The sequence below is a fragment of the Ruegeria sp. I3 genome, from assembly GCF_056532525.1.
The window spans coordinates 282,858-298,854 of sequence record NZ_JBQFNI010000004.1; the positions used below are offsets into that span (position 1 = coordinate 282,858).

The following is a 15,997-nucleotide window of genomic DNA, read 5'->3' on the forward strand; positions in this document are numbered from 1 at the left end:
CCCCTATGCAGAAGCAAGAAAGCATCAATGTTCTGGGCGGTGTGCTTGCCCCCTGCTCGCGCAAACCGTTAACCGGTTTCTTTCGCGATGGTGCCTGCAACACCTGCCCCGAGGATCAAGGAAGCCATACGGTTTGCGCCGTGATGACGGCCGAATTTCTGGCCTATTCAAAATATGTCGGAAACGACCTGAGCACGCCCCGACCCGAATTCGATTTTCCTGGGCTCAAACCCGGTGATCGCTGGTGTTTGTGTGCAGGGCGCTTTTTGCAGGCCCATGACGAGGGATGCGCGCCCAAGGTGCATCTTGAAGCCACACATCAGAGGGCATTGGATATCGTACCTCTCCATATTCTAAAAATGCAGCGCGCTGAAGACGAGCACTAGATGGCGATCGCCCGATATCCGCGAGACGTGCGCGACGGCGGCCCGGTTGGAAAGCCATGCTCGGCCTGCAGATCCCAGCCCGAACGCGCGAGCATCTCCGCCACCATATCCGGGCGATAGGTTCGGTGCCGCCACTGGAACCAGATAATCGCATTGCACCAATGCGGCTTGCTGACGACCAGCCAAAGCGTTGCACCCGGTTCAGCCAGATCGCGCATGCGGCGCAAAGCGTCCACCGGATCAGCGCAGTGCTCCAGAACATGCGCCGCCAGCAGGCAGTCAAAACGGGATTCCGGATGGAACTCTTCCAAGCGCGATTGAACAGTTTCGGCGTGACCACCGCGCCTTTTCAACGCTGACCCTGCCAATAACAGCATGCGAGTCGAAGGTTCCAGCAGCGTCACCTGCCCTTCGGGCCGGATAACGGCACGTGCTTCGGCAAAGGCGCCCGTACCGCATCCGATATCCAGTGCATTGCGGCCCAAGTCAGTCTGCGGATCCGAGGACAGGAACCCCAGATAAGCATCGAAGTACCCCAGCAGACGCATCTTGTCTGCCCAGCCCGGAGCGGCCTGATCGTATTTCTGGTCAAGCCGGTCGGGCCCGGCCTTTGAAGAAACACTGCACATGCAATGCAAACTGGCACAGTTCCTCAAAGGCGCAAAGCCTGTTGGGCCTGATCAGTCAGCAGCGCGACCTTCGGTATCTGACATATCGAAGTTCAGGTACCGCGCCACGGTCTGCACATCCTTGTCGCCCCGTCCGCACATATTCATGCAGATCAGATGATCTTCGGGCAGCTCCGGCGCGATCTTCATGACATGTGCCAGCGCGTGGCAGGGTTCCAGCGCAGGGATGATGCCTTCGGTGGCACAGCATAGCTGGAACGCCTCAAGCGCCTCTTTGTCCGTGATCGAGACATAGTTGGCGCGACCGATGTCGTGCAGCCAGGAATGTTCGGGGCCGATGCCCGGATAGTCGAGACCCGCCGAGATGGAATAGCCTTCTAGGATCTGGCCGTCGTCGTCCTGCAACAGATAAGTGCGGTTGCCGTGCAACACGCCGGGGCGGCCACCGGTCAGCGAGGCGCAGTGTTCCATCTTTTCATTCACGCCCTTGCCGCCTGCTTCGACGCCAATGATGTTGACCGATTTATCGTCGAGGAACGGGTAGAACAGGCCCATCGCGTTCGAACCGCCGCCAATGGCCGCGATGATCGTGTCGGGCAGACGGCCTTCGGCCTTGTGCATCTGTTCCTTGGCTTCTTTGCCGATGATCGACTGGAAATCACGCACCATCGCCGGATAGGGGTGCGGGCCAGCCACGGTGCCGATGCAGTAGAACGTGTCACGCACATTGGTCACCCAATCGCGCAGCGCGTCGTTCATGGCGTCTTTCAGGGTGCCTCTGCCGCTTGTCACCGGTATCACCTCGGCCCCCAGCAGGCGCATGCGGAACACGTTCGGGGCCTGACGCTGCACGTCATGCGCACCCATATAGACAATGCACTTCAGGCCGAACTTGGCGCAGACGGTGGCGGTGGCCACGCCGTGCTGCCCTGCCCCGGTCTCGGCAATGATCCGGGTCTTTCCCATGCGCCGCGCCAGAATGATCTGGCCCAGCACATTGTTGATCTTGTGTGCGCCGGTGTGGTTCAGTTCGTCACGTTTCAAGTATATCTTTGCGCCGCCCAGATGTTCGGTCAGGCGTTCCGCGTAGTAGAGTGGCGAAGGGCGGCCCACGTAGTTTGCCCATAGATCGTCCATCTCGGCCCAAAATGTGGGGTCATCCTTGGCTTTGTCATATTCCTCTTCCAGTGACAGGATCAGCGGCATCAGCGTTTCGCTGACAAAGCGCCCGCCGAAGATGCCAAAGCGGCCTTGTTCATCGGGGCCGGACATGAAGGAATTAAAAAGATCGTTGGCCATGGAAGTCTCCCTCGTCGTACCCGATGTTCATAGGAGGTGACGGAGTGATTTGCCATCGCAAAACGTATCATTCCGCCGCCTGAGCGCGCTGTTCCCACACCTGAAGTGCCTGAACTCGACTTGGAACAGCAATGCAGGGAAATTGACAGAACACATTGATATCGGCCAGACGGGTCGACGCGCGTACTACACGGCGATGAGGGCCGGAATGTGCGAATGTCAGCATAGCTTCGACATCATGCCAGACTGTGTATGAAAAATAACAGCCTTGACGCACAAATACCTCGGCATGCAGGCACAGCGCGTCACCGCGTGCCTGCCGCAAGGATTGATGAGCGCGCCAGAAGAACTCGGGCCCGTGATACCATCGTTTAAGTGAAACTCCGCCGATCACTGCCAGCATGCTCTCCCCCATTTTGAGGAGATACGCAGTTTCGTGCTTATCAGATCAACTTGCCGCGTCGATAAAGGCGCGGATCAGCCCGGCATCCTTGACACCCGGAGAGCTTTCGACGCCGGATGAGACATCCACCTGCTGTGCGCCGGTCATTCGCACCGCTTCTGCGACATTGTCAGGGGTCAGACCTCCGGCCAGCATCCATGGCCTACGCCAGTATTTACGACCTGCCAGCAGGCGCCAATCAAAAGACAAACCGTTACCACCAGGCAGCTCCGCGTTTCGCGGTGGCTTTGCGTCGATCAACAGCTGATCCGCCACATCTGAATAGAGATCGATGGCCGCGAGGTCTTCGGCCTCGGCCACACCAATGGCCTTCATTACTGGCAGGCCGAAGTGGTCTCGCACTTGCTGCACACGCTCAGGACTTTCTTTGCCATGCAGTTGCAACATATCCAGAGGCACGATCGAAAGAATGTGATCCAAATCCTCGTCCGTCGCATTCACTGTCAGCGCCACCTTGGCGACGCCCGCAGGCACCTGCTGTGCCAATGTCGCAGCTGTCTGGGGTTCAACATGCCGCGGGGATTTGGGGAAAAACACAAAGCCAACATATCCCGCACCCGCATCCACAGCAGCGCGCACGTGGTCAGGGGCGGTCAGGCCGCAGATTTTAACTCGGATATCAGCGGGCATCGTAGGGCCTCAGCTTGCCTCATCCAGAATGGCCAGCACATCATCCTGACCTTCATTCTGCTTTTTCTTGAGCTTCTTAACTTCACGCTCAAGCTTGCGCACTTCGCCTTGCTTCACGGTCACATCCTTGCGGTGTTTATGCTCGCGCAGCCATTCCCACAGGAAGCCGATGACCAGGCCGGCAACAACCCCACCCAGCACGACCAGAAACAGCGGCAAGGAGGTTGACAGGTTGAACCCCAGCAACTCGGACAAAGCATCCGGCATAAGCTTAAGTTCAACAATTTGGCGATTGGCCAGCGAAACCGAGACCAGAACGATCCCCAATGCAGCCAGAAAAGCATAACGAATGTAGCGCATCATGAGGCTAGGCTTTACCGTTCAAACGGTCCCTTAGCAACTTGCCAGTTTTGAAAAATGGAACACATTTTTCTTCAACCTGCACAGTCTCACCAGTGCGAGGATTGCGGCCTACACGTGCGTCACGCTTTTTCACCGAAAACGCGCCGAAACCGCGCAGCTCTACGCGGTCGCCGCGTGCCATGGCGTCGGTCACTTCTTCAAAAACGGTATTCACGATCCGCTCGACGTCGCGTTGATAGAGATGCGGGTTTTCGTCGGCAATTTTCTGAATCAATTCTGAACGGATCATACGCAATACCCTCCCAGGCGGACGATGTGACAAGCCTATTGTTCTGACAGTATAGGAAAAAACCCGGATCGGGGGAACGGATACTCTGCCAGCAAAGGCGGCATTTTGCGACAATCTCACGCGAATTTTTGCCTGTTGGCCTGATTTCCACACTTCATGCGCGAACGATAGGCAAATTAAGCCGACTATTTGGAAGATATTGATTCGCAACAAAAACGGCCCCGCACCATGGTGCGAGGCCGAATTTCATGTTTGGGATAAGCCCCGGACTTAGTCGCCCGACTTCAGTGCTGCACCCAGGATATCGCCCAGCGACGCGCCCGAGTCGGAAGAACCGTACTGTTCCACGGCCTCTTTCTCTTCGGCGATCTCGCGTGCCTTGATCGACAGGCCCAGACGGCGGGTCTTGCTGTCGACGTTGGTGACGCGGACGTCGACCTTGTCACCGACCGAGAAACGCTCGGGGCGCTGCTCAGCACGGTCACGCGACAGGTCCGAACGACGGATGAACGACTTCATGCCTTCGTACTCGACCTCAATGCCGCCATCTTCGATCGCGGTCACTTCGACGGTGATGACCGAACCACGCTTCACGCCGCCCACGGCTTCGGCGAACTTGTCACCGCCCAGGGCTTTGATCGACAGCGAGATACGCTCTTTCTCAACGTCAACTTCCGAGACGACGGCCGAAACCATGTCGCCTTTGCGGTAGTTCTGGATCGCATCTTCGCCACGCTCGTCCCAGGACAGGTCGGACAGGTGAACCATGCCGTCGATGTCGCCTTCGAGGCCAATGAACAGACCGAATTCGGTGATGTTCTTGACTTCGCCTTCGACCTCGGTGCCCTCGGGGTGTGTTTCTGCAAACACTTCCCATGGGTTGCGCTGAGTCTGCTTCAGGCCTAGAGACACGCGACGCTTGGCGCCGTCGATTTCCAGAACCATGACGTCGACTTCCTGGCTGGTCGAAACGATCTTGCCGGGGTGGACGTTTTTCTTGGTCCAGGACATCTCGGACACGTGCACCAGACCTTCGACACCGGCTTCCAGCTCGACGAACGCGCCGTAGTCGGTGATGTTGGTGACGCGACCCTGATGGACCGAGCCCAGCGGGTATTTCGCAGCAACCAGATCCCACGGATCTTCCTGCAGCTGCTTCATGCCCAGGCTGATGCGGTGGGTCTCTTTGTTGATCTTGATGACCTGAACCTTGATGGTTTCGCCGATCGTCAGGATCTCGGACGGGTGGTTCACACGGCGCCATGCCATGTCGGTGACGTGCAGCAGGCCGTCAACGCCGCCCAGGTCAACAAATGCACCGTATTCGGTGATGTTTTTGACAACACCCTCGACGGTCTGACCTTCGGACAGGTTGCCGATGACTTCGGCACGCTGTTCGGCACGCGATTCTTCCAGGATAGCGCGACGCGAAACAACGATGTTGCCACGGCGGCGGTCCATTTTCAGAATCTGGAACGGCTGCTTCAGACCCATCAGCGGGCCAGCGTCGCGCACGGGGCGAACGTCAACCTGCGAGCCGGGCAGGAACGCAACTGCGCCACCCAGATCGACGGTGAAGCCACCTTTGACGCGACCAAAGATTGCACCTTCGACGCGCTGGTCGTCGGCATATGCTTTTTCCAGACGGTCCCATGCCTCTTCACGGCGGGCCATCTCGCGCGAGATGACAGCTTCGCCACGGGCGTTTTCTGCGGCGCGCAGGTACACTTCGACCTCGTCGCCTACAGCGATTTCAGGGGCTTCGCCGGGATTTGCGAATTCTTTCAGATCAACGCGGCCTTCCATTTTGTAGCCTACGTCGATGATGGCTTGGCCGGCTTCGATCGCCAGAACCTTGCCTTTGACAACAGAACCCTCTTCGGGCGTGTCCATTTCGAAGCTTTCATTCAGGAGGGCTTCGAATTCCTCCATGGATGCGTTAGCCATGTGGCGTTGTTTTCCTTTACATAACGTTTTTGCTGGCCGAGCGGTTGTCTCCGCCGGTCTTGTTTCATGATGCCTGAATGCGTGATCCAGAACGCGCCCGAGCTAACAAACACAAAGGGCCGAGGTAACCCGGCCCTGCTCAGATACGTCATCCGGACGTTAACCGCCCTTGTTCAGACAGCGCGCGTATAGGCGGATTCCGTGTCATGTGCAAGAGCAAAGCCCTTAAACACTGGCCAATCCCACAAAATCCGAACATCAGGTCCGGGCATCAAAGCAAAAGCGATCCGATCCCCGGCCTTCTTTGTCAGTTCTGCCGAATGATACCATGCGGCGCTAGAACAGTTGCAGATCCTTCTTGCCGCTTTGAATCTCAGCGAGGTTTGGCATGTTCTCGATCACCACGGGTGCCGGTTTCGCGCCCGGCATTGCGACAGTCGGCTGCCCCATTGCCGCCTTGCCAAAGGCAGGCTTCTCCAACTCGCCCCGGATATCTCGCAGCAGGGTTTTGTGATCCGGCATGGTCTTGAGGATCTGCGCAAGGTCCATTTTTGCCCCCTTCCACCACTGGAACCAAATCGGTTTCTTCAGCGGTCGCAGACGATCACGGATACCTTCGCCATACCCCGTATCATACACCTGTTTGCCCAGAAGAACCGTCTGATAGACGCGGAAATTGAACAGCGTCGCAAACTCGATATCGTGTTCCATCGGCAGACGATGCTGCCACAGCTCAAGGTTCTCGGCCAACCGATCCGGAATCTTCATCTCGGTGCGGGCGTCGATCCAATATTGATCATCGGTGCGGTTACCCAATCGGTAGTGCAGGCAGATAAAATCCAATACCTCGTCATAAAGCTTGTTCATCTGCCGGTTATATCGGTTGCGCAGCGCGGGCTCGATATCGCGGGTCGGCAGATGCTCGGCAAACCAGCGGATCGCGTGATCGATCATGTGGATCGCGGTACTTTCAAGCGGTTCGATAAATCCACCGGACAAACCAATCGCCAAGCAGTTTTTAACCCAGGCATTGCGCACACGACCAACACGCATGGGGATCACGCGCGGTGTCAGCCCCTTGCCGCTGTCGCCCAACCACTCAAGATATTCGTCCGCCGCCTGATCATCGGTCCGATGCGCGGATGAATACACATATCCCGTACCTACACGATTGTAGAGCGGCACACGCCACGTCCAACCCGCACCAAGCGCGGTCGAGCGTGTAACGCTTTCGATCTTTTCGGGGTTAGGGTGCTCGATCTGCAAGGCCATGGCGCGGTCGTTGGGCAGATAGTCCGAATAGTCCATGAACGGCTCGCCCAACGCTTGATTGATGATCAACCCCCGGAAACCGGTGCAATCTATGACCATCTCAATGTAATGGCGTCCCTTGCGCTCTAACATCAGGTGGCTGACATTGCCCTGCTCGTCCAGTTCGACCGATTGCACCTCATCCTGAATATGCTCGACGCCGCGCTTGGCGCAGACCTTTGTCAGCATGCCCGCAAATTTCACGGCATCCAGATGATAGGCATAGCCAAACCGCTGTTCGAACTCAGGTGCACCCAACGGGCGCGCACCCTTGCACAACCGGGCCAGATCATCATGCGGTGAGATTGACTGCGTGAAATCCCGATCCCCGTTACCAAAACGCAGAAAATACTCGGCAGCCTCCAATCCCTCCAGCAATTGACCATGGGCAAACGGGTTTACGTAGTCGATCCGATTGCCCTTGGCGTCGTTGTTCCAATTGCAGAACTTAACTCCCAACTTGAACGATGCGTTGGTTTCGCGGAAGAAATCCCGCTCTGATATGCCCGCCTGACGGAGCGTGACCGGCATACGCGGCACCGTCGCTTCACCGACACCCACAGTCGAGATGTTGGGGCTTTCGATCAAGCAAATGCGTGGGCGATCCTTGGGTGCTGACGTGCGGGAGAACACCATGTCCAGGATGAGCGCAGTCATCCAACCCGCCGTACCACCACCCACGATGGTGATCTTACGCAAACGATTATTCATATTTTTTGTCCCTGTTGGCTTGGGATTTTGTAGCTGCCTCCCCTTTTTTTTGAGTGATGGGGATTTAACAGCAGCTTTCCCTTATTTAGCTGTGGGAAGACTATAACAGCTTTCAAGCATCCAGCTAGAGCCTATGACACCCATGGTCGCAGGCACATTCGTCATCAGAATTCAGGCTATGCGCCAACTTTGGACAAGTGTCAGATTTCCTCACCCTTCTTCAGAAGTTCTTCGATCAGCTCACGCTGCAGATCATGGCTGTCGCCCCCTCCGAATTCCGCCGCACCACCGGTGTACAATGTGCCATAGGTGTTGGCGATATTCACAGTCTGGGCCAGCCCCGAGATCAACTGATCCCTTTGCAACAGCGAAAGCGGGTGAATGAACGCAGCCCATAAGGTGCCATTTGCAATCGCATAGCGCGCATCCAGCGTGCTGTCGAAATTTGCCTGCATCATCCGTTGCAAATCGGCTGGCGACAAATCCGCAGCACTGCCAATCGCGACCATCGCCCGCATGCGATCAGCATTGGTATCGGTGACAACCAGCACCGTCACATCAGATATCGTCAACTCAAACCCCGGCCCGATCGGTTGCGCCTCGGGATCTAGCGCAAAGATGATTTTTCCCAGACGCTCGTAAGTCATCGGAGGTTCGGCCTCGGGCACCGGCGTATCTGATTGCTGCGCAGCTACGCTACCTGCAAGAAAGAACAAAAACAGGGCTAGTCTGATCATGGGCCACTCCTACGGTTGTCCAACAAGCTTAGGCGGCCATCGGAGAGGTGGCCAAACAAAGCTATGTGAACAGTTTTTGCAAAACGCACTGATCTTTGGACGATCTGCAAAATCTCATGACCTATCTGCGATTACCCGTCCGAATAACCTTTTCTAACTTAGTTACATCGGCTTGGGGCGGACCCGAGCCTTGAACCAAAAAGGGAAAGGACCCCTACTATGAAATCGCTCGCACTTACTGCATTAGCCGCAACTCTGGCCCTGGCAGCTCCGGCTTTTGCCGCAGACGAAATCAACGTCTCCAAAGGCCTGTCGGCGGCTGGTGCACCCCTGGCAGCCCATGGCGTCGATCTGGTCGCGCTTGTCAACAATGGCAATCCGGTCGAAGGCTTCGCCAATCATTCGGCGACTTATGACGGCGCATCCTATTACTTCACCAGCGCGGAAAACCTTGAAGCGTTCGAGGCCAATCCGGCGGCTTACTTGCCCCAGCACGGTGGCTATTGTTCGTTCGGGGTGTCGGTTGGCAAAAAGTTCGACGGCGACCCGGATCAGTACCTGATCGCAGACGGCAAGCTGTATCTGTTCCTGAATGCTGATACCCGCGCTGCTTTCCTGAAAGACGTCACCGGCACCGCTAAAACCGCAGATGACCAGTGGACCAACATCAAGAGCATCGCAGTTGGTGAATTGTAGTTAACGGACACCTGTCCGCATCCACTTCAGGCTGCGGGCAGGTTCTGTTCAATTGTTTCGAGCGCCCGTGCCAGCGCGGCCTCAATGCTCAGGTTTGACGTATCAAGCTGCACGGCGTCATCTGCAGGTTTCATCGGTGCGGTGCTGCGATCCGCGTCACGTTCGTCACGCTCTTTGACATCCGCGAGCACCTGTTCGCGTGACACGTCCAAACCTTTGGCCGAAAGCTCAAGATATCGCCGTTCCGCCCGGACTTCGGGGCTGGCGGTGACAAACAGTTTGACCTCAGCGTGTGGGCAAATCACGGTTCCAATATCGCGCCCGTCCAGCACGGCGCCTCCGGCGCGACGGGCAAACCCCCGCTGAAAATCGACGAGTGCGCTTCGGACTTCAGGAATGACCGCAACTTTCGAGGCCGCCTGTGCGATCTCAGCCGTACGCAGATCACCCTGCTGCAATTCTTCTGCTGTCAGGGACCCTGCCGCTGCAACCGGTTCGTCACCTTGCAGCATACGACGCCCCACCGCGCGATAGAGAAGACCGGTATCCAGATGCGCAAACCCGAAGTGCGCGGCAACGCCCTTGGAAATCGTCCCCTTGCCCGCAGCCGCAGGGCCGTCGATAGCTACGGTGAATCTCATGTACGCTCGACCTTGGCACCGAGCGCGGCCATCAAAGGCTCAAAAATCGGGAACGACGTTGCGATCGGTCCGCCGTCATCCACCGAAACCGCCTTTTTAGCTCCCATCCCCATGACCATGAACGACATGGCAATGCGGTGGTCCAAGAAGCTTTCGCAGGTCCCACCACCGGGCACACCGCCGATGCCGAGACCGTCGACTGACCACCATTCGTCACCCTCGTTCACGGTCACACCGTTGGCGCGCAGGCCACGGGCCATTGCGTCGATCCGGTCACTTTCCTTGACGCGCAGCTCTTTCACGCCGCCCATCATTGTTGTGCCGGTCGCATTTGCGGCCACAACAGACAGCACCGGGTATTCATCGATCATCGACGCCGCGCGCGCGGGCGGGACATTGATCCCCTTCATGTTGGGCGAGTATTTTGCACGCAGATCGGCAACCGGCTCACCCCCTTCTTCGCGCTCGTTTTCGTAGGTCAGATCGGCACCCATTTCGCGCAGCGTGGTGAACAGGCCTGCGCGGGTCGGGTTCAGGCCGATACCGGGGACCAACACGTCCGAGCCCGGTGTGATCAGTGCGGCACAGACCGGGAAGGCCGCACTGGACGGGTCGCGCGGCACGGCGATGACTTGTGGCTTCAGCTCGGGCCGACCGGTCAGCGTAATGACGCGCCCTTCATCCGTGTCCTCGACCGTGATTTCGGCACCAAAGCCCGCAAGCATCCGTTCGGAATGATCGCGGGTCGCTTCCTTCTCGATCACGATGGTCTTGCCGGGAGCGTTCAGCCCTGCCAGCAGAACGGCGGATTTCACCTGCGCCGACGGCACAGGCACCTCATAGCGCACCGGGGTGGGGTCCGCAGCCCCGACAATGGTCATCGGTAGTCGCCCACCGTCTCGACCAACAGATTGCGTGCCGAACAGCGCCAGCGGATCGGTGACCCGCGCCATCGGACGTTTGTTCAGGCTCGCATCTCCGGTGAAGGTCGCTGTGATCGGAGAAGTCGCCATCGCCCCCATGATCAGGCGCACGCCAGTGCCCGAATTGCCACAATCGATTACCTGATCTGGTTCGGAAAAACCACCAACGCCTACGCCATGCACCGACCATTCGCCACCGCCATGATCCGTTACTTCGGCCCCAAAGGCACGCATGGCCTTAGCGGTGTCCAATACGTCCTCGCCTTCCAGCAGGCCCGATATCTTGGTTTCTCCCACAGCCATTGCCCCCAGGATCAGGGACCGGTGCGAGATCGACTTGTCCCCGGGCACCTCTGCGGTGCCTGTCAGCGGGCCGCAAGGCTGCGAAGTCATCGGGATGGGCGTGCCGTGTCCAGACATGGGGGCTCCTGTTTTCGCTATCAGTCCTCAGGCCGATTAGCGAATTGGGGCCGGTTGGTCCAGCGACAATCAGTCTTTGCGGCGGAAGGTCAGGTAATGGGGTGTACGGCCTTCGCGCAGCGCCTTCTGTTCGTAGCGCGTGGAAATCCAGTCATCCCACGGCTCACGCCAGTCGGCGGGGCGCTCGGCCAGCCATTCGAAGCCCGCCCGCGGCACCTCTTCCAGCGTTTGGCGCACATAGTCAGGGATGTCTGTTGCAACGCGAAAAATTGCGCCCGGCTTTAACGCGCGCGCCAAAGGCTCCAGATGTTCAGGTGTGACAAACCGACGGCGGTGATGCCGTGTTTTGGGCCATGGATCGGGATAGAGCAGAAAAGCGCGCGATATGCTGGCTTCAGGCAAAACGTCGAACAAGTCTCGCGCGTCCCCGGGATGTACGGCAAGGTTTTCAACACCGGCCTGACGGATTTTACCCAACAGCATCGCGACACCATTGATATAGGGTTCGGCTCCGATGATGCCGATATCCGGGTTTTGCTGAGCCTGATGCACCAAATGCTCACCGCCGCCAAAGCCGACCTCAAGCCAGACAGGCTTGCCTCTGAATAGACCGTCGAGATCAAGCGGATCGCGTTCAGGATTACCGTCCCAATCCACCGCACCGGGGGACAAGGCAGCAAGGTCTTCCGACAGATAAGTCTTTTGACTGGGCTTCAGGGTTTTGCCCTTAAAGCGGCCATAAAAATTTCTGCGCGGGCGTTGTGGGGTCTTTGTACTCATGGCGCAGCCCTTACTGCGGGGCTGAAATTGTTGCAAGTGGTCGCCGACTTGCAAAAAACGCGCCGAAACCGGCGCGTTTTTCTAATTGTTGATCAGACCGCCTGTTTCAACGCGTCCACCAGATCGGTGCGCTCCCAGCTAAATCCGCCGTCCGCATCGGGTTCACGACCAAAGTGGCCATAAGCAGCGGTCCTCTGATAAATCGGCTTGTTGAGTTGCAGATGTTGGCGAATTCCGCGCGGTGTCAGGTCCATCACCTGCCCAACTGCTTTTTCGATCACTGCATCGGCAATCTGGCCAGTTCCATGCGTGTCGGCATAGATCGATAGGGGCTTTGACACCCCAATCGCATAGCTCAACTGAATGGTGCAGCGCTCTGCCATCCCTGCAGCAACGACATTCTTGGCCAGATAACGCGCCGCATAAGCCGCCGAGCGGTCCACCTTGGTTGGATCTTTGCCCGAGAATGCGCCACCACCGTGAGGTGCTGCACCGCCATAGGTGTCGACGATTATCTTGCGACCGGTCAGACCCGCATCACCATCCGGACCGCCGATGACGAACTTGCCGGTGGGATTCACGTGCCATTCGGTTTCGGCGGTCAGCCAGCCGTCGGGGAGGGTTTCACGGATGTAGGGCTCGACAATGGCGCGAATATCACCAGAGGTCAGCGCCTCATCCATGTGCTGCGTCGATAGCACGATTGAGCTGACACCGACTGGCGTGCCGTCGCGATAGATAACAGACAACTGTGATTTTGCATCCGGGCCAAGGGCGGGTTCACTGCCATTTTTGCGAACTTCAGCGAGACGGCGAAGGATAGCATGCGAGTATTGGATCGGCGCAGGCATAAGCGCTGGCGTCTCGGTCGTGGCATAGCCGAACATGATGCCCTGATCGCCTGCACCTTCGTCTTTGTTATCGGCAGCATCCACGCCTTGCGCGATATGGGCCGACTGCTCGTGCAACAGGTTCGTCACTTCGACGGTTTCGTGGTGAAACTTGTCCTGCTCGTAGCCGATATCTTTGATACATGCCCGCGCGATATCGTCGATATGCGCCATATAATCATGCAACTTGTCCTGATCCGACAGACCCACTTCACCGCCGATTACCACGCGATCCGTGGTGGCAAAAGTTTCGCAGGCAACGCGGGCCTCGGGTTCTTCGCGCAGGAATGCGTCTAGTACTGCATCGGAAATACGATCGCAGACCTTATCCGGGTGTCCTTCGGAAACGGATTCCGAAGTAAAAGTATAATTCTGTCGGGACATGAATGTGCTCCATTAAGTTTACCCCACCACGTCAGGAAGCCGTTGTGACAGGCGTGCGACCGAATACGATTAGCGTTTGACAGGGTCAATCGGAATTTGGTCGTTTACGCGCCGGGTGTGTCGCCATAGCAGCGCGAATAGCACCAATAGAGCTACTAATACCGGACTATCACCAATTCGGGAATAAACGGTCGGAGTTTGTGGGCGCGGCAATTCGGCGTCGATAAACCCCGCCTGCCCAAGCACCAGCGCCTCGGTGATCTGCCCCGCTGGGTCAATCATTGCCGAAACTCCGGTATTGGCCGAGCGCAACATCGGCAGGCCTTGTTCGATTGCACGCATCTGCGCCTGGGCGAGGTGCTGATACGGGCCGGAACGCGTTCCGAACCAAGCGTCGTTTGTAATCTGCAAAAGAAAATCCGCACGATCCGGCGCGGATAAAATATCCTGCGTGAATACCGCCTCGTAGCAGATCAGCGGCAGCGCCTTGCCAAGCACGCCTACATCCATCAATGCGGCACCTGGCCCCGCGCTAAAGCCATTCCCTGTGGTTGCGGCCATCCCGTAGATACCGAACCGTGCCATCACTTCACCAAATGGCACGTATTCCCCAAAGGGCACCAGGTGATGTTTATCGTATAGCCCGTCTTGCTGACCCTCCGCATTTAGATAGATCATCGAGTTATAGATCTGCTGCCCATCGGCACGCTGAATGCCCAGGACTACCGGGGTGCCCTGTGCAGCTTCGCCAATTGCTGAAAGATAGGGCTGCGCGCTGCCCAACCATGCCGGGACCGAGGTTTCCGGCCAGACGATCAGGTCCGGGCGGGGCTCGGCCGCTGTGAATTCAAGTTGGCGTGCGAAAAACACTGACGCATAGGCAGGATCCCATTTCTGGTCCTGGGGTGCATTGGGTTGAATCAGCCGCACGATATGACCAGAGGGCATGACAGGAGGTCGGTTCGCTGCATAGATCAAAGCCAATACCGCACAGCCTGCGGTCAACGCGATCGGTACAACGATGCCGCTTCGGGTACGATTGCTGAACAAGGCTGCGCCCAATGGCACTGTGGCAAGCAGTGTCAGCGCTCCCAATCCATAAGGGCCGACAAGTGACAGAGTCTGGGCAAATGGCGTATCCACCCAAATCTGCGCGATGCCTGCCCAAGGAAATCCGGTCAGAATGTAGCCACGCGCAAACTCGACCAGCGTCAGCGTGACAGACAGCAAAGCCCCCTGCAAGACGGGCGCTCCACCGATGCGTTTCGAAACTCCGAAGGCCAACGCCCAGAACAAGGCCAACCCGCCCGACAAGAAGATCAGAGCAAAAGGGGCCATCCACGCATGGCGTTGGACATCAACCAGAAACGGCTCGATTATCCAGCTTAATGCGTGCGCAAAATAGCCCGTTGCGAAGACCCAACCCAGCAAACCCGCTCGACGATTTGTCTCAGTGCTCAGATACAACGGCGCTATCAGCACCAGCGACAGCAAGCTTATTGGCCAATATCCCAATGGTGCCTGACCACTGGCCGCTGCGACACCCAACAGCGCCGCCAGCACCAATCGCAGCCAAAAGGGCCACCCCTCGGCAGGGTTCATGCAACAATATCCGGCAGCATGACACGCAACCGTTTTATGCGGCGCGGGTCTGCGTCAATGACCTCGAACTCGGGCCCTTCGGGGTGGCATACAACCTCACCACGCGCCGGAACCCGCCCCGAGAGCATGAAGACCAAACCGCCCAATGTGTCGATCTCTTCTTCGTCTACATCTTCGTGGCTGGTCAGAGAGCGGCCAATCTCGGCCTCGAACTCTTCAAGTGGTACACGCGCCTGAACCACGTAGCAGCCGGGTTTCTCTTGTATCCATAGCTGATCTTCGTCGGCATCATGTTCGTCGGCGATTTCTCCGACAACCTGTTCAATCAGATCTTCGATAGTCAGCAAACCATCGACTCCACCGTATTCATCAATCACCAGAGCCATATGGCGACGCTCTGTCTGCATCTTGGTCAGCAAAACGCCAATTGGCATCGATGGTGGCACGAACAGCAATGTCCGCAGCATCGACCTCAGATCGAACTCGGAGGAGTTGCCGTTAAAGCCATGAGTCAGCGCAAAGTCCCTGAGATGCACAAACCCCAAGGGCGTATCCAAAGTGCCATCGTAAACCGGAATGCGTGACAAGCCGCTGTCGCGGAAAATCTGGACAAGTTCGTCTTTCGGGGTTGTCGAGGGGACCGATACGATTTCGGCTGTTGGGATCGCAACATCTTCGACCCGCATTCTGCGCAGGTTGATCATGCCCCTTGGCTGAGCGCTGACGACCTCTGCCCCGTTTAGCTGGCTGGTCTCTTCGCCCTGAGAAGAAAATACGTCGATGAGTCGAGAAAAAAGCCCGCCTCTTTCGTCGCTGTCATTGCTGCTGTTCTGAGAATGCGCGCCATGCGCCGCCCTAGAACTGCCGTCTGTTTCGCCCATTATCCTGTTCCAAAT

17 protein-coding genes and 1 riboswitch are annotated in these 15,997 nt (G+C 57.4%); of the genes, 2 read left to right on the forward strand and 15 right to left on the reverse strand.

Annotated features, from left to right (window positions below; translation table 11 throughout):
- Nucleotides 1–5: 5 nt before the first annotated feature.
- A complete protein-coding gene (locus ACR0L9_RS13625; protein ID WP_480895864.1) occupies nucleotides 6–386 on the forward strand; it encodes a DUF2237 family protein in 381 nt (126 codons plus the stop codon).
- Here the strand turns inward: ACR0L9_RS13625 and ACR0L9_RS13630 are convergent.
- From ACR0L9_RS13630 to ACR0L9_RS13670, 9 genes are all read right to left on the reverse strand, one after another.
- The gene (locus tag ACR0L9_RS13630; RefSeq protein WP_480895865.1) at nucleotides 383–1,015 is read right to left on the reverse strand and encodes a class I SAM-dependent methyltransferase; all 633 of its coding nucleotides are present in this window, start codon (nucleotides 1,013–1,015) and stop codon (nucleotides 383–385) included. The genes ACR0L9_RS13625 and ACR0L9_RS13630 overlap by 4 nt on opposite strands.
- 51 nt (nucleotides 1,016–1,066) lie before the next feature.
- Nucleotides 1,067–2,314, reverse strand: a complete 1,248-nt coding sequence (gene trpB / locus ACR0L9_RS13635; protein ID WP_480895866.1) for a tryptophan synthase subunit beta — start codon at nucleotides 2,312–2,314, stop codon at nucleotides 1,067–1,069.
- Nucleotides 2,315–2,381: 67 nt separating this feature from the next.
- Nucleotides 2,382–2,717, reverse strand: a complete 336-nt coding sequence (locus tag ACR0L9_RS13640; protein ID WP_170397511.1) for a hypothetical protein — start codon at nucleotides 2,715–2,717, stop codon at nucleotides 2,382–2,384.
- A gap of 45 nt (nucleotides 2,718–2,762) precedes the next feature.
- Nucleotides 2,763–3,407, reverse strand: a complete 645-nt coding sequence (locus ACR0L9_RS13645; protein ID WP_480895867.1) for a phosphoribosylanthranilate isomerase — start codon at nucleotides 3,405–3,407, stop codon at nucleotides 2,763–2,765.
- 9 nt (nucleotides 3,408–3,416) lie between these two features.
- Entirely contained in the window at nucleotides 3,417–3,767 is a 351-nt protein-coding gene (locus tag ACR0L9_RS13650) for a LapA family protein (RefSeq protein ID WP_170397774.1), read from the reverse strand.
- Between the two features lie 7 nt (nucleotides 3,768–3,774).
- Complete coding sequence (gene ihfB / locus ACR0L9_RS13655; RefSeq protein ID WP_050603110.1) at nucleotides 3,775–4,059, reverse strand: integration host factor subunit beta; 285 nt, start codon at nucleotides 4,057–4,059, stop codon at nucleotides 3,775–3,777.
- 270 nt (nucleotides 4,060–4,329) lie between these two features.
- Nucleotides 4,330–6,006: a 30S ribosomal protein S1 gene (gene rpsA / locus ACR0L9_RS13660; RefSeq protein ID WP_039532111.1), complete on the reverse strand. Its 1,677-nt coding sequence runs from the start codon at nucleotides 6,004–6,006 to the stop codon at nucleotides 4,330–4,332.
- A gap of 336 nt (nucleotides 6,007–6,342) precedes the next feature.
- Nucleotides 6,343–8,028 (reverse strand): tryptophan halogenase family protein, encoded by a 1,686-nt coding sequence (locus tag ACR0L9_RS13665; RefSeq protein WP_480895868.1) that lies wholly within the window; start codon nucleotides 8,026–8,028, stop codon nucleotides 6,343–6,345.
- A gap of 200 nt (nucleotides 8,029–8,228) precedes the next feature.
- Nucleotides 8,229–8,765: a hypothetical protein gene (locus ACR0L9_RS13670; protein ID WP_170404529.1), complete on the reverse strand. Its 537-nt coding sequence runs from the start codon at nucleotides 8,763–8,765 to the stop codon at nucleotides 8,229–8,231.
- A gap of 219 nt (nucleotides 8,766–8,984) precedes the next feature.
- Between ACR0L9_RS13670 and ACR0L9_RS13675 the strand changes: the two genes are divergently transcribed.
- Entirely contained in the window at nucleotides 8,985–9,461 is a 477-nt protein-coding gene (locus ACR0L9_RS13675; RefSeq protein WP_170424393.1) for a YHS domain-containing (seleno)protein, read from the forward strand.
- Nucleotides 9,462–9,487: 26 nt separating this feature from the next.
- Here ACR0L9_RS13675 and cmk read toward each other — a convergent pair whose 3' ends face one another.
- From cmk to ACR0L9_RS13705, 6 genes are all read right to left on the reverse strand, one after another.
- Nucleotides 9,488–10,102 (reverse strand): (d)CMP kinase, encoded by a 615-nt coding sequence (gene cmk / locus ACR0L9_RS13680; RefSeq protein ID WP_480895869.1) that lies wholly within the window; start codon nucleotides 10,100–10,102, stop codon nucleotides 9,488–9,490.
- Nucleotides 10,099–11,445, reverse strand: a complete 1,347-nt coding sequence (aroA, locus tag ACR0L9_RS13685; protein ID WP_480895870.1) for a 3-phosphoshikimate 1-carboxyvinyltransferase — start codon at nucleotides 11,443–11,445, stop codon at nucleotides 10,099–10,101. Before aroA ends, cmk begins: the two co-directional genes overlap by 4 nt.
- 69 nt (nucleotides 11,446–11,514) lie before the next feature.
- The gene (gene trmB, locus ACR0L9_RS13690; RefSeq protein WP_170511316.1) at nucleotides 11,515–12,225 is read right to left on the reverse strand and encodes a tRNA (guanosine(46)-N7)-methyltransferase TrmB; all 711 of its coding nucleotides are present in this window, start codon (nucleotides 12,223–12,225) and stop codon (nucleotides 11,515–11,517) included.
- Nucleotides 12,226–12,317: 92 nt separating this feature from the next.
- Nucleotides 12,318–13,499, reverse strand: a complete 1,182-nt coding sequence (gene metK, locus ACR0L9_RS13695; RefSeq protein ID WP_170511314.1) for a methionine adenosyltransferase — start codon at nucleotides 13,497–13,499, stop codon at nucleotides 12,318–12,320.
- A 5-nt stretch (nucleotides 13,500–13,504) separates the two neighbouring features.
- A riboswitch (SAM-SAH riboswitch) is annotated at nucleotides 13,505–13,553 on the reverse strand.
- A gap of 15 nt (nucleotides 13,554–13,568) precedes the next feature.
- Nucleotides 13,569–15,101 carry an apolipoprotein N-acyltransferase gene (gene lnt / locus ACR0L9_RS13700; protein WP_480895871.1) on the reverse strand — a complete coding sequence of 511 codons (1,533 nt, stop codon included), beginning with the start codon at nucleotides 15,099–15,101 and terminating at the stop codon, nucleotides 13,569–13,571.
- Entirely contained in the window at nucleotides 15,098–15,982 is an 885-nt protein-coding gene (locus ACR0L9_RS13705; RefSeq protein WP_170397541.1) for a hemolysin family protein, read from the reverse strand. The genes lnt and ACR0L9_RS13705 overlap by 4 nt, the downstream gene beginning before the upstream one ends.
- Between the last annotated feature and the right edge of the window lie 15 nt (nucleotides 15,983–15,997).

Excerpts from the sequence above, each read along its gene's own strand:
- ACR0L9_RS13650 (WP_170397774.1), bottom strand. The coding sequence starts at position 3,767 with ATGCGCTACATTCGTTATGCTTTTCTGGCTGCATTGGGGATCGTTCTG.
- metK (WP_170511314.1), bottom strand. The coding sequence starts at position 13,499 with ATGTCCCGACAGAATTATACTTTTACTTCGGAATCCGTTTCCGAAGGA.
- ACR0L9_RS13640 (WP_170397511.1), bottom strand. The coding sequence starts at position 2,717 with ATGCTGGCAGTGATCGGCGGAGTTTCACTTAAACGATGGTATCACGGG.
- trpB (WP_480895866.1), bottom strand. The coding sequence starts at position 2,314 with ATGGCCAACGATCTTTTTAATTCCTTCATGTCCGGCCCCGATGAACAA.
- ACR0L9_RS13675 (WP_170424393.1), top strand. The coding sequence starts at position 8,985 with ATGAAATCGCTCGCACTTACTGCATTAGCCGCAACTCTGGCCCTGGCA.
- trmB (WP_170511316.1), bottom strand. The coding sequence starts at position 12,225 with ATGAGTACAAAGACCCCACAACGCCCGCGCAGAAATTTTTATGGCCGC.
- ACR0L9_RS13645 (WP_480895867.1), bottom strand. The coding sequence starts at position 3,407 with ATGCCCGCTGATATCCGAGTTAAAATCTGCGGCCTGACCGCCCCTGAC.
- ACR0L9_RS13670 (WP_170404529.1), bottom strand. The coding sequence starts at position 8,765 with ATGATCAGACTAGCCCTGTTTTTGTTCTTTCTTGCAGGTAGCGTAGCT.
- aroA (WP_480895870.1), bottom strand. The coding sequence starts at position 11,445 with ATGTCTGGACACGGCACGCCCATCCCGATGACTTCGCAGCCTTGCGGC.
- ACR0L9_RS13625 (WP_480895864.1), top strand. The coding sequence starts at position 6 with ATGCAGAAGCAAGAAAGCATCAATGTTCTGGGCGGTGTGCTTGCCCCC.
- ACR0L9_RS13705 (WP_170397541.1), bottom strand. The coding sequence starts at position 15,982 with ATGGGCGAAACAGACGGCAGTTCTAGGGCGGCGCATGGCGCGCATTCT.
- cmk (WP_480895869.1), bottom strand. The coding sequence starts at position 10,102 with ATGAGATTCACCGTAGCTATCGACGGCCCTGCGGCTGCGGGCAAGGGG.
- ACR0L9_RS13630 (WP_480895865.1), bottom strand. The coding sequence starts at position 1,015 with ATGTGCAGTGTTTCTTCAAAGGCCGGGCCCGACCGGCTTGACCAGAAA.
- rpsA (WP_039532111.1), bottom strand. The coding sequence starts at position 6,006 with ATGGCTAACGCATCCATGGAGGAATTCGAAGCCCTCCTGAATGAAAGC.
- ACR0L9_RS13665 (WP_480895868.1), bottom strand. The coding sequence starts at position 8,028 with ATGAATAATCGTTTGCGTAAGATCACCATCGTGGGTGGTGGTACGGCG.
- lnt (WP_480895871.1), bottom strand. The coding sequence starts at position 15,101 with ATGAACCCTGCCGAGGGGTGGCCCTTTTGGCTGCGATTGGTGCTGGCG.
- ihfB (WP_050603110.1), bottom strand. The coding sequence starts at position 4,059 with ATGATCCGTTCAGAATTGATTCAGAAAATTGCCGACGAAAACCCGCAT.